This window comes from Desulfotruncus arcticus DSM 17038, assembly GCF_900113335.1.
Classification (GTDB): Bacteria; Bacillota; Desulfotomaculia; order Desulfotomaculales; family Desulfallaceae; genus Desulfotruncus; species Desulfotruncus arcticus.
Genome location: NZ_FOOX01000036.1, coordinates 1 through 12,349, shown reverse-complemented (window position 1 = coordinate 12,349; position 12,349 = coordinate 1). Strand labels below are relative to the sequence as shown.

The following is a 12,349-nucleotide window of genomic DNA, read 5'->3' as shown; positions in this document are numbered from 1 at the left end:
ACCTAAGCATGGATCGCCTTACTAAACGGGGGATTGACAAAGCTTTTAACGATATCATGATTTGTCTGATTACGTTTCTTGCTGGAACCATTGTTCAGCTTAAAGATAAAGCATTACCAAATGTAGCTTAGTAGCAATGATTTAATATTTGCTTTGCTTTTTTGTGTCTGTTAATTGGGGTGATTTCTACTCTTTTTTAGAGTTAATTTGTTCAATTCCATCTTTACTTCAAATAAATAGGTTAATTTTGGTAAACCTATGCTTTAGTATGATATTCTCTTTTTTATGTCAGTTTAAAATTTTGAATTCTGCAATTGGCTCTTCATATCTCTTTTTCCAGTAATCCGCACACTTCTGGCAATAGGTTAATTTTTCCTTATAGGTTCCTTTTGCGGCCTCCGGCATAGGTTCGCCGCATTGTGGACACCGGCCTTCCGCTACCCGTTTTTCTCGCCTTACTCTTTTTGCATATACATCCTTATGTTTAGTGCAGCAAAACTTTTGCCGATTACCGTTAGGGGTAAAAATCTTGCCACATTCCGGGCATTGACGTTGGCTGCTATTGGTTAAATCCAGATTGTTCTCACCAGTTTTATTAGACTTTAGTTCCTCATTTACCTGCCTTTTCCTTGTCTTATTTTGCCTATTTTCCTTAAAATCTAGAACAAACTGTTTAGTTTGTTCGGTCTTTGCCTTGTGCTTATGAGAAAATCCCTGCTTATCATTCTTTTTAAATTCCTCCGGCTTTTGCAGGACCATCTTATTTTTAAAGAATCCGGCATACTCCTTAATAACCCCTGTAATGTCTTTACTTAACCCTTTGATTAAAGGTACAATATCAGAAACTACCGCTTTACCAACTTTGCATATTCCTTCTCTGGTTTCAAAAAAATCCTTTGGATCAAATCTCCTTTTAAGCATCCATTCTAAAAGTAATCGGTCAACTTTTGGCCTAACTGGTTCCATTAAATCAAAGACTAGGGAAGCTCGGTTTGCATGGTCTGCATGAATAATACCAAAATCAGGGTCAACCCCATTTATAACACAACTATTTTTAACCCTGGTTTCCAGAATAGCATACAGGTAATTTAAACAGGCATTTAACGGGTCTATGGCCTTCCTGGGTCCACCGCTTTTTGGGGAAGTTCTGTTACCTATGCAAAGCCAGTTCACGGGAATTTTTTTAAAGTTTGACCATTGTAAAGGAATACCTTCAAAACAATGCCAGTATGCCGCCGCCGATTGTGCTTCTAATACTCTTTGAGAGTCAGCATTTAAGCAATTTGTTAGATTTTGCTCCCTGTTTAGTGAAATAGAAAGAGCTTGTTCAATCCGATATTCCCGTTCTTCATTCCACCATTTAGCCTTCTGGTTATAAATACGGAGATAGCACAAGGTTTCCCTTTGTCCTTTAAATTTCTCTGATAGTAACCAGGAGGATATTTTGATATTAAAATTACTATCTGCCGTGGCCTGTCTTCTTTTGGTTATCCCTGAAATATGGTTCCCTGGCATAAAGTCTGTAACCAGGTTCCCGTATTCGTCCAGGAAAGATACTGCAATATTTTGGTTTATAAGCCATTTTACTGCTTCAATAGTCAGATTGCCGGATTGGGACAAAATAACCAGGTGTTCAATGGAATTAATACCCCGGTTAATTAATACTTCCTGTAGATTACCTTGTAAGACTGACCCCTGTTTTATTTTTAACCCCCCGCCATTAACCCGGAGGTCAATACCGTACCCGGATACAACCAAAATTTCTTTGTTCATAGGTTGTTAGCCTCCTAAGTTAAATTAAACAGGAGGGATAACCCTGTTTCATTTACACCCAATAAACTTTTAACTACTCTTAGATTTAATGAGACAAGTTCTGCATAACATAAGGTTTTTATCAACCTGATTATTTATTAAACCTATGTTTACTGGTCTACCGCATTTACTGCAAATTAAATTAGGACTATCCGCCGTGCAATTATTATTTGGTTGGTTCTTCGCCAAACCCAGTTTGGGTAATGTTTTTTCTATTACTTCATCTAGGTCAACCCCATAGTACCGTAACAGGTCTATAATGTCTTTTTCTCCCGGGGAACAAATGATAAGCTCAGTTTCCATTTTATACCTCCTTTGGTAGGGTTGTCGGTAATTAGAGTTAATTAGAACTATCTTCCTTTTCCTTGCAAGGCTATACCTCTCGGCATGGGAAAGGTTTTTCTTCCCTTTGCTGCAATTAATCTTCTTCTATTTCATCAGGGAATAGCATGATTATTTTTCGCTGCCCCGAGGCTATCCGCCCATAGTCTTTAACATGTAGAAACCCTCCTATTCGTTGTTTTGGCTGTATTGTGTAATCAGGTGTAATGTAGTGTAACCAAGTTATATAAAGTATACTACCCAGCATAGACAGGGTCAAGGTTTTATTGAAATCCAGTGTAATGGATGGTAATATAGTGCATATATGAAGGGGGTTGCAAGAATGGAAAATTATTACACTCCGCAAGAGGTGTCGGATAAACTTAAATTAAACGTGAGGACATTATATAAGTGGATCAGGGAAGGGAAGTTAAACGCAGTTAAATTAGGTGATGTTTGGCGTATACCAGAATCAGCTTTACAGGAATTCATTAAGGAAAGCATGGAAAATGGAAAAGGGGAAGAGTAATAAAAAAATAAACCAGGGTTCTCAGCCTGGTTTATTTATATAACCTGGTTATCCTTTTTTCCGTATATTCTCCAGGCGGTCAACGGGTTAATATATACTTTACCGCCGCCATCTTTATTTAAATCACTTGCCGGGAATTTATCATTTGAAATATCTGCTTGAAACTCTTTAAGGTTAATTTTATAATTTCCCCTGAATTTTAACCAACTTATCCAGGGAAGGGATTCATAATTAAACCACTCAGAAAAATACCAGGTTATTCCGCTATGTTCAAATTTATTATACTTGTTAACTTTGATACTGTTTGGCCTCGGTAATAACCCTAATTTAAAAACCATTGGGTTGTCCTTCAAAAGTACATTATAAATCGCTTCATTCTTTAGCATTACTTGGATGTTATTATTTCTTTTGCCGGATTTTTTTCTAGTTCTGTATTTTGAAATATCATCAATTGATAAGGTGAATTGGTCTATTGTCCTTGTATCCCGGTTAAACTTCTCACCAATTAACTTTAAACATGATATTTTTTGGACCTTGTGGTCCTGTTGTTCCTTTTGTAGTTTTTGCTGTTTTGCTTCAATAATACCTTTACAATATTCGGTGGATATATCCACATATTCTAAACCATACAGCATAAAACAGTAGTCTTTAAATATTTCCCGACCTTCTTCAGCTGTATTTCCTAAACTTCCTGCTATGGCTTGCAAGTTGTATATATAGCCTTTGTTGCTTTCTTCAAATTTAACAGGTAAAGCAATTTTTCCAGAAGGAATTTTTATTCCTTCAGCCTGGCATATTTCCAATATTAGACTATATAAATCAGGGGAAGGATTATATTTCCCAGCTAACATTTTTTGCAAATACTTTGTTGTTACCTTAATTTTACTTGCCCATACTTCCCTTGGTCTTGCTTTTTCCTTCAGAATATCCCTTAATTGTTCCCACTGCTTAATATCAATAGATGTTTTCTTTGTCCGCTTTGGTTCATATTGAATTATCTCCTTATCAATGATGTTTTCCTCCGGTAATGTGTCTAAATCCTCTACAGTGCCTATAGTATTGGTTTCTTTACCAATATGCAGTAAGGCTTTTTTACCCTCCGCTGGGGCTGCTATCACATAGCAGGGTGATAATAAACCTTTTGTAACTTTGCCGCAGGTCTTACCAGTTGAATCATCAAATTTTGTTTCTGGATGATGATTATAGTTTTCAATAAAATCATTATATGTTTTTAGGTAAGTAACACCGGGTTCTGGTGCATTTCTTTCAATAGCTGACCCTCTACTACAATTAATATTATTACAGCTTACTTTCTCCTGGCATACCCCTTCTTTGATAATGGTATCCTTAGGACACCAGTATTTTAAAAGGGTTTTTTCTTCATTGAATTGGTTGGCTTTAACCTTCAAAATTTCTTTAGTGTTCTTTTCAAACCAGGTAAGTTGTTCCCATGGCTTTACCCTGTCATAAGGTGTAATTGCAATAATATGAACATTGGCTAAACAATTTTCTTTATACTCACATTCATTTTTATTATTGCAGTGATTATTAGCAATAGCATGATATTTTTGGCAGTAAAATTTACTTATACTTTCACTGCCGGAAAAAATTTGATTAGCTGAATAACCAATTAAAAAAAAGTTTCCTGGTTTTATCAGTTTTTCATAGGGTAAACCTTTTTGACGGTTAAACATATTTAAAATTGATGGTTTACTTACTGTTTGTCGTGCCATAGCTACATTCTTTAAAAAGGCTGGTTTCTTTAATGCAAAACTGTGCTCCTGGCAAATAAATATTTTCCAGACCTCTGCCATCATGTTATCCATAGACATACCTTCCGGGGGTAGTAAATGCCCCATACCATGAAAGGATTGTTTTCTAATTATAATGTTGGTCCCGCCATGACCATCCGGCACAAGGTTATAAAGAACATATCTTTTAGATGAAACACAATAGCAATACAAAGGATAATATTGCCCGGAATTTATATTCCGCTTATCTGTCAATTTGGACCAGTCTTTTCTTTCCCAATTATAATCTTCAGCCTCCAATAAGCTACCGGGGAAATTATAAGGATTAAGGCTTTTAAATTTCTGTACTACCCGCTGGCCTATTTCTTCAGGCTTATCATTATTAAGGTCTATAATACTCATTGAATCGGTGTCACAAAAAGCATAATTGCCGCCTTCCTCAATAATGGCCTTTTGTATCATGGCCAAAACTAACCTTGCCGCCCCGGTTATCATAGTAGCAATAATAGGGTTATAATATGGACCAGGCTTTTCATAGTCCTTTCCCTCATGGATAAAGGAATCAACCCCATAAATATTTATTTCCAGGTTGTCGTCGGTTTCTTCCCTTTGCAGTTGAACATAAACGCCATATGATGTGCTATTTGCCAATATCTTTAAGAACATTTGCAGGGAATCAAATTCATCCCCTGTTGCCTTAACTTGTTTTTTAAACTCCTTTCTTAACTCAATAACCTTTTTGAAAAAGTTATCAGTTGCCGGGTCCACCTCTATTGTTCCCCGCAGGTTAACCTTTTGAAGGTCTTTTTGTGGCCTTTGAGGTAATATTCTAATGGCTCTAATTACTTCCGGTGTTTTCCCGGTTAGAATCTTACAGGCTAATATATCCGCTAATGTGTACCACATTGCTTTATCAGAAGAAAGATAATTTAAACCTATTTGATAATGTTCACCATAAGCAGCCCGTACAGGCAATAAATCTTTGTCCGGCTTTATTTGCACCAAAGCAGGAATTGAAAGCCATATTTCTTGTCTAAACAAATCCTCAAAACATATGTTTTTCAAATAATCTTTTATTTCCTCTGTAGATTCCAATATGTCAAATCCTTCTGCAATAACGTATGCCCAAAGGTTTTGCAAGGTAAAAACAGAAGGGTACATACTCAAAACATCAGTATGGAATACTTTTATAGGCTGGTTACGGTAATGTCCTTCCGCCCGGCCTCCGTAATAGGAAGCCATAGCAAACCCTAAAATATCCTTTGGGAAATCCGGTTGCTTATCCTTCAAAGGTTTGATATTCATTACCTTATAATATGCTTTACCAATGGTTGCCGGGGAAAACGCCTTACCTGCTGGTAAAATAACCGCTATTGGATGTTTATAATACTCTGTCATTACTGCCTGGTATAGTTCTGCCGTGCAAACAACATCATTAAAGTTATAATCAAGGTTCTCTCTAGTAATAACAGTAAACCCTGCTTCATCAGCCTGGGTTTTATTGTGTTTGGTTCCATATAAACGACAGGCAGAATTTAATGAATGGGATTCATTGGTCAAAGCAAATACCAATGTTCTAAGGTCCAAAAGCCTCCCTTGTCGTTGGTGTTTGCGGTCTTTTTGTTTTTTGGGGAGGGTGGGGAAGTTTAAAGAAATGAAAGCCTTTTTACTGTCCAGGGGTTCCAACAAAATTGACGGGGTATATTTATTCTGGTCTAAAATTAATTCAAACTTATCCTTATACTTACCCCTGGTTCTGGTTTTTACATCAATAGCCAAACGTGGTAGGTCAAAGGAAAGGTTAAACCCAACGCAAATAGTGCCTATTTCTGCAAGTTCAGGGATAAATATTTTTTTAACAAATTCAGATACAGGCATTATCTCTCCTTTTTTATCCTTTGCCCAAAGCTCCATTATTTTTATTTCTTCAGGGGTAAGATTATCCCCATAAAAAATAATATGGTCTGTAATGATGCCGTCCTCATGGACCATGTTTTCCCCCTCAATAATGATTGCCTGTCCATAACGTAGGTTCATATAAATATCTGTGGTGGTTTCCGTGTCTAATACTAATATTCTTTTTCCGTAAGGTATACGTAAATCGGGTTTATGGGGGAATTTGGGTTTTTCTATTTTTTCAATGGTTTCAGTATGTGCCCGTACAGCAACAGGAATTTTTCTTATGCTCATGTTAAAGTAACCCCCTGTCCTACGGCAAAATTATATATATCTTTGGCATGTTTCCCGCATAGACCAGCCAATAAAGCCAGTATTGCACCCAGTCCCATAAAGAAAGCTACAGCCTTCATAACTTCATTCCGTTCATCACTAAATAATTCTTTAGGCCAATCTGTCTGTTTTGCGGTTAAATTTGCGTGGCAGTTCCGGCATACTATTATTGTTTCCCCTTTGTGATGTCCGGGGATATGGTGTTCTTCTATAAGGTTATTTTTGTTAATGCAGGTAAATCATTTGCTTGGCAAATTTCACACCTGGTAACCAGGGTTCCTAATTCATTAATTCTTTTTTGTTTACGCCTTTTTTCGGACGTGCTGGACATAATTATTAAGCTCCTTTCTTTAGGTAAACATCCGGGCCAGTTGGTAACTCATTGAAATCTGCTAATCGAATTATTGTATCCTTTTCAGTTATGGCCTGGTGTTTATTTCCCTTAATATCTGTAAAGGTTTTTCCTTTCCATTTATTATTGAATTCGGTGTATTCTAAATTCCCTGCCATGACAGCTTTTAAATCATTTAAATAACTGGCATAATAAGATTCCTCTTTTCTGTTTTTCCAAACCACCGGATCAGATAATAACCCTTGGTCATTCGATACCTGCCATCTGTTACCAGTGGGTTTACTGTGCCCCCTGGCCTCCGCCAATGTCCATTTTGGGTGTTCTAAAGCTTGTTTTAAAACTCTTTGTTGGTAAGCAGGTTTGGCGTTTTTAAATTCAGGACTTTTCAAATAATCAGTAATAGTTGCATGTTTCTTACTAAAACGAGGGATATCCTTATCCCTTGCCAAGGATGCTTTGGTTAACTCCATAACAATGTCTAAACTCAATGGATTTCTTTTCCTGGCCATTTAATCACCAACTTTCAATTTTAAGGATTACCCCCTGGTTATAGCAACCAGACAACCCGGGGGTAACCAATCAATTAAGGGACAAGCATTATCCATATAAATACTTCTTACTGCTCATAAGCCGTAAAAAGGTACTCATTCATTTCAGCAAATTCCCTGTTACTTATGGAATTGTTGCTCCAAAAGTCACGTCCAGCTTTTTGGTCCTCACCATCAAAATAACCATCATTCGGAAAATACCCATCTTCAGCCTCTGGTTGAAAATCCTCAGAACGTTTGAGAATCAGGTCATACCGAATGTACCATTTCTTACCGATTTTTACCGCAAGCTCAATCCTTCCTTGCTGGCAGTAATTTCTTATTGTGGCTTCACTCAGAAAAAGGGTTCTTGATGCTTCTTTAACAGTGTAATGCATGCATTTTGGCAGTCTGACAACTGTTCCGTTCCTACGTTCCTGTTCTGTAAATAAATTGCAAATATCTTTTTTAGGATCAAATTCAATATATTCATATGGTTTTTTACAGATTGGACAAATTTGGGTTTTCCCCATTGTTATTCCTCCTTTAATGTTTTATTGACCGTTTAGAAATCCGTGTTGTTTTTAAAAGTTACCGCATTTAAACCTCCCTTCTATCCTGGTTATCCCAGTAATCCCTTTGGTTCAGCAGACTATGAATCTCAATATGCAAACTTCCTAAATCCTGTTTTAACAAGTGGTTCATGTGCTTACTTCCAATGTGATTTTGTATGTTACGTCTGAATTGGGAAGGGTTATCCCGCAAGTCAATAAGCATGATCCCGCAGTAAGGACACGTAAACGTCAATGTTTTCTGCTTTCTACCACGTAAGCCTAAGCCCCCGTAGACTAACATTAATTCTTCTTGTTTACGTTTAGTTTCAGCCTCACAGGCTGTCCTTCGTGCTTCCCGTGCGGCCTTACGTTGTTCCAACTCTGTTTTGGTCATGGTTTACACCTCCAATTAAGCCTACTTTAACATAACCTCTTTTTTGTCAACTATATAACCTTGACGGGCAAAAAGGGTCTAAAGCCTTGATATTACTGCATTTACTCAAACTTATGTAAGAAAATCCCGGAAAGCCTACTCTACCAAGGTCTCCAGGGTTTTTTTAACTCCAACTTATGTTATAAAAACCGGGTAGGTTTACTCTCCCAAGGGTTTCAGGTATAAAATAAATATTTTTCACTGTCTTATGTAAATGTTGGACATAAGGTGGAGTTAATGTTAAAATAAAGAAAAACATTGGTAAAGGTGGTTGGGTAACTATGGAATATACTAGGATAGAATTAGTTCGGGAAAGTGGCTTTAGTGAACGGGAAATTAGAAATTGGGGTTCCGCTGGTTTATTACCCGGACCTTTTCGATATGAAAACACTGGTAAACAAAATGGAATAATTGCTTATTATTCAGAAGAAACATTAAATAGATTGTTGGTCTTAAAAAACTATCCGGTGACTAAAATTACAAAAGCTCCGGGGGTGGGGTTGCCTGGGCTAGGTTTTATAATGTTTGCTGTCTTTGGTTATAATGATATAGGTATTCAAGAAAATGTTAAAATATTTATTAAAAATGCAATTAAAGATATGTTAAAAGAGGCTAAAAAACCTACCCCGGTAAAAGAATCTGATTGGGATACAGAGGAAAAAATTTTTTCTATGCCTGATTCATTTAAAAAAATATTTTTAAATAGATTCACTGGGCAAATGAATAAGAAAAAGGCTAGAATTGAGGCAGAAAAAACACCAAGTGAAGTTTTTGAAAATGTTGCGGATGATATTTTAGATGTTGCCGAAGAAAAAAATATTGAATTAGATGATTTCCTGTATGATGACATTGAAGACATTTTTCAATCAGTTTTTATCAATATGCCTTCTGGCAAAGATGCTACTAAAATAATTAATTCTTTCAAAACAAGAGATTTTAATTTATATCAAAAATTTTGTTGGTTATTTATAGGTATGCAGGTTACTTTAGGTATTAATGAAGAAAAACTTTTAAAATGGTTTAATAAACCCACTAATTTAAAAATTATGGCTGTGGTTTTATTGCTAATGTTTAACTTTACAAAAGTTACTATAAAAAGTTCAAGGTCAAGAGGTATATATGAAAAAGAAATGGATAAATGGCCTAATATGGTTAATAATCTAACAGAAAAACGTATAACAATTAATAGGAATAGCTGCAGAGTAGCAAAGAAAAATTTAAAAAAACCAGGTTTTAAATAATTCTGGTTTTTTTAAAATATCTCCTATTGATGGTTGTTCATATAAAATGCTAGAATGAATTTTAAAAAGTTTTTCTATCACATTTAAAAAGATAAAAAAGGGAAATCCCCGGTCAAACGGGGAGTTTCATTTTTATGGATACAACTTTGCAGGGTGGCATATTATTGGGGAATTATACAAAAATCTTAATAAACATCTGTTGTTTAAGTCATTCATAGCAGTGTTTTGTTTTTCTTTTTTCAACTATTTATATGTATCTTTTTTATTGTCGTCTAAATTTATATTATCTGTAGTTAATTTTTTAATTGAATCTGGTATTAAATCACTAACTGGTGTAAATCTTGTTTTCTTTTCTGCAAGCTGGCTTATTCTATTGAGGTAAGGTTGTTTAATTCTAGCTGCTATCTTTGAAAGCTGGTTTATATTCTCATTGTAAGCTGGTGTAAATCTTGTTATTGCTTCTGCAAGCGGGCTTACTCCATTGAGGTAAGGTTGCTTAATACTAGCTGCTATTTTTGAAAGCTGGTTTATATTCTCATTGTAAGCCGGTGTAAATCTTGTTATTGCTTCTGCAAGCGGGCTTACTCCATTGAGGTAAGGTTGCTTAATACTAGCTGCTACTTTTGCAAGCTGGTTCATGTTTTCTAGGTAAGCTGGTGAAATACCTATAGTAGCATATCCAACACTACTAATTAGATTTTTTTCAATAGACTCTTCAGCAATTTCCTCTATTGCGTTTTGTCCATTTTCAGGTACTTCTATTTGATTTATTCTTTCTAAACATTTATCAAATGCTCCTTCTAATTCGTCTAGTATTTTAATTGCATCTGTGAAATCTTTTTTTTGTATTTTTTTATTATGTGCAACTTTATTCCTAAACTCATATAATATTTGCCATTTATCTAACAATTCGTCTACTTGAATTTCTCCTGCAAAATATCTCTCCCAATTTGATGTGGAAACGTATTTTTCTATCATTTTATCAATACTATCATTATCTAATTGTTTTGCTTTCTTTAGTTCCATTATCAATGAACGCCAATCTCTATTTATAGGATATTTTTCAAAGAAAAAATATCCTAATTGAATAAAATCAGCACAGTAAAGACAATCTTCTAACATATTATGGATATTATTCTTTTCTTGTGTTTTTTTTATGGATTCCTTTACATCTCTAGGTATGTTTCTTTCTACCCATTTACTTCCTGAATTGCGAATCATGAAAATATAAATTATTTTTCTCATTTTGTTTTCAATACTATTAATTTTCGGATAAGCCTTTATTCCATAATATGTAGATACGTCATCCCATATTGTATTTATATAAAAAAGGTTTGAATATGTGTCAATAATTCTTCGTATAAATTTATCTGCGGTCTCTAAAGCTTCAATTTCTTTATCCTCAGATTCGCTTAAAGATTCGAAACTTAAGTGAAATGACAATTCTTTTGTTTTCTCAATATCTTGTTCAATTAAGTTATACTTTATTTGGTGATTATCAATGGTTAAAATATCCTCTGCAATGGATAGTCTTTTATTAGTAAGTAAAAAATTTTGAAATTGTTCTATTGTATTACAAAAATCATCTTTCTTCTTCACAAGCAAATATTCCAACTTTTTGCTCATTATAATCCCTCTTTTCGCTATCAACCTAAATAGTCTGCAGAAAAAAAACTATATTCTCTTGTTAAATAAGCTATTGTAATTTATTTTAAATTCCCATATTACTCAGTTGATTAGTCTCAAATTAAGAATTAATTATAATTACCACACCTATCAACAAAACCCTTTATATTTTAACAAAAAAAATAGAAATGTTTGGTAACATGGTATAGGTTATGGTTAACAGGCCGGTTGCAAGGGTTGTATAGAATTTAATATCTGCTTAGGCTGGTTGGCCTGCCTGATGGTATGGCCTTGGCTAGTTGATCTTGCTGTCATAGCTTTAAATCTAGTATTTATAATGACCTGCCACATTCCCCCTGTGGCAGCTGCCAAAAGAATAGGTAAGGGAATCATAGGGGGAACATTTTTTCTTAGCCTTGTAGGCCATTCTGGAGGGTAGTTTTTTCCCAGGTAGAATAATACCAGGAAAGGATAATGGCGGCGGGTTGTTATGTTGTAATATGATAACCTGGTAATGCTTTAACGAGGTAAAGCATCCATTAAAGTATTGCCGTGGTTGCCTGTTACCCAGGCTGATGACACCGGGCCGGATGGTACTGGTCGTTACCCAGGCTGATGCCGGGGCCGGATGGTACGAATTGAAATGGTTTACCATGGGATTGTTTGGAAGTACGCCGGTGGGGTAATTTTGGGGGGTATATGTAATTTTATGGTTATGTGAGGTAATGCTGAATTTGCTTTGTATAGTAATAATGTGATTCGTTCTATTTATACTATTACTAGCATAATGGATGGATGTGGAATTTTTTACTGACAAATTTTAGGGGTGTGGTTGTGTGGTTGTGGGGTGTGTCAAGGTGTATGCAGGAAAATGTGTTCGGGGGGCGTGATTTGAGGGGGGTCCGGTTAAGTAACCCCAGTAGTTGGTCAAGGCGTGCATTTAATCTAACCATCGTGGAATGTAAATTTCTTTG

10 protein-coding genes are annotated in these 12,349 nt (G+C 35.5%); 2 read left to right on the top strand and 8 right to left on the bottom strand.

Annotated elements, in window-relative coordinates; all coding sequences use genetic code 11:
• Positions 1 to 288: 288 nt before the first annotated feature.
• The gene (gene cas1, locus BM056_RS25040; RefSeq protein ID WP_092476162.1) at positions 289 to 1,773 is read right to left on the bottom strand and encodes a CRISPR-associated endonuclease Cas1; all 1,485 of its coding nucleotides are present in this window, start codon (positions 1,771 to 1,773) and stop codon (positions 289 to 291) included.
• Between the two features lie 69 nt (positions 1,774 to 1,842).
• On the bottom strand, positions 1,843 to 2,115 hold the full coding sequence (locus BM056_RS25035; protein WP_092476159.1) for a hypothetical protein: 273 nt from the start codon (positions 2,113 to 2,115) through the stop codon (positions 1,843 to 1,845).
• Between the two features lie 361 nt (positions 2,116 to 2,476).
• On the opposite strand from BM056_RS25035, the gene BM056_RS25030 reads away from it, so the two are divergent.
• Positions 2,477 to 2,662 carry a helix-turn-helix domain-containing protein gene (locus BM056_RS25030; RefSeq protein ID WP_092476155.1) on the top strand — a complete coding sequence of 62 codons (186 nt, stop codon included), beginning with the start codon at positions 2,477 to 2,479 and terminating at the stop codon, positions 2,660 to 2,662.
• A gap of 35 nt (positions 2,663 to 2,697) precedes the next feature.
• Here the strand turns inward: BM056_RS25030 and BM056_RS25025 are convergent, their stop codons facing one another.
• From BM056_RS25025 to BM056_RS25010, 5 genes are all read right to left on the bottom strand, one after another.
• Positions 2,698 to 6,603, bottom strand: a complete 3,906-nt coding sequence (locus BM056_RS25025) for a hypothetical protein (protein WP_092476152.1) — start codon at positions 6,601 to 6,603, stop codon at positions 2,698 to 2,700.
• Positions 6,600 to 6,722: a hypothetical protein gene (locus tag BM056_RS27465; RefSeq protein WP_274377593.1), complete on the bottom strand. Its 123-nt coding sequence runs from the start codon at positions 6,720 to 6,722 to the stop codon at positions 6,600 to 6,602. The genes BM056_RS25025 and BM056_RS27465 overlap by 4 nt, the downstream gene beginning before the upstream one ends.
• 256 nt (positions 6,723 to 6,978) lie before the next feature.
• The gene (locus tag BM056_RS25020) at positions 6,979 to 7,503 is read right to left on the bottom strand and encodes a hypothetical protein (protein WP_092476149.1); all 525 of its coding nucleotides are present in this window, start codon (positions 7,501 to 7,503) and stop codon (positions 6,979 to 6,981) included.
• A gap of 107 nt (positions 7,504 to 7,610) precedes the next feature.
• On the bottom strand, positions 7,611 to 8,054 hold the full coding sequence (locus BM056_RS25015) for a helix-turn-helix domain-containing protein (RefSeq protein WP_092476147.1): 444 nt from the start codon (positions 8,052 to 8,054) through the stop codon (positions 7,611 to 7,613).
• A 67-nt stretch (positions 8,055 to 8,121) separates the two neighbouring features.
• Complete coding sequence (locus BM056_RS25010) at positions 8,122 to 8,469, bottom strand: hypothetical protein (protein WP_092476144.1); 348 nt, start codon at positions 8,467 to 8,469, stop codon at positions 8,122 to 8,124.
• A gap of 320 nt (positions 8,470 to 8,789) precedes the next feature.
• Here BM056_RS25010 and BM056_RS25005 point away from each other — a divergent pair, with 320 nt between their 5' ends.
• Entirely contained in the window at positions 8,790 to 9,749 is a 960-nt protein-coding gene (locus BM056_RS25005; protein WP_092476142.1) for a MerR family transcriptional regulator, read from the top strand.
• Between the two features lie 243 nt (positions 9,750 to 9,992).
• Here the strand turns inward: BM056_RS25005 and BM056_RS25000 are convergent, their stop codons facing one another.
• Positions 9,993 to 11,375 (bottom strand): HEPN domain-containing protein, encoded by a 1,383-nt coding sequence (locus BM056_RS25000; protein WP_092476139.1) that lies wholly within the window; start codon positions 11,373 to 11,375, stop codon positions 9,993 to 9,995.
• Positions 11,376 to 12,349: the final 974 nt, after the last annotated feature.

Coding starts and splice junctions, on each gene's coding strand:
- BM056_RS25030 (WP_092476155.1), top strand. CDS start 2,477: ATGGAAAATTATTACACTCCGCAAGAGGTGTCGGATAAACTTAAATTA.
- BM056_RS25005 (WP_092476142.1), top strand. CDS start 8,790: ATGGAATATACTAGGATAGAATTAGTTCGGGAAAGTGGCTTTAGTGAA.
- BM056_RS25025 (WP_092476152.1), bottom strand. CDS start 6,603: ATGAGCATAAGAAAAATTCCTGTTGCTGTACGGGCACATACTGAAACC.
- cas1 (WP_092476162.1), bottom strand. CDS start 1,773: ATGAACAAAGAAATTTTGGTTGTATCCGGGTACGGTATTGACCTCCGG.
- BM056_RS25010 (WP_092476144.1), bottom strand. CDS start 8,469: ATGACCAAAACAGAGTTGGAACAACGTAAGGCCGCACGGGAAGCACGA.
- BM056_RS25020 (WP_092476149.1), bottom strand. CDS start 7,503: ATGGCCAGGAAAAGAAATCCATTGAGTTTAGACATTGTTATGGAGTTA.
- BM056_RS25015 (WP_092476147.1), bottom strand. CDS start 8,054: ATGGGGAAAACCCAAATTTGTCCAATCTGTAAAAAACCATATGAATAT.
- BM056_RS25000 (WP_092476139.1), bottom strand. CDS start 11,375: ATGAGCAAAAAGTTGGAATATTTGCTTGTGAAGAAGAAAGATGATTTT.
- BM056_RS27465 (WP_274377593.1), bottom strand. CDS start 6,722: ATGAAGGCTGTAGCTTTCTTTATGGGACTGGGTGCAATACTGGCTTTA.
- BM056_RS25035 (WP_092476159.1), bottom strand. CDS start 2,115: ATGGAAACTGAGCTTATCATTTGTTCCCCGGGAGAAAAAGACATTATA.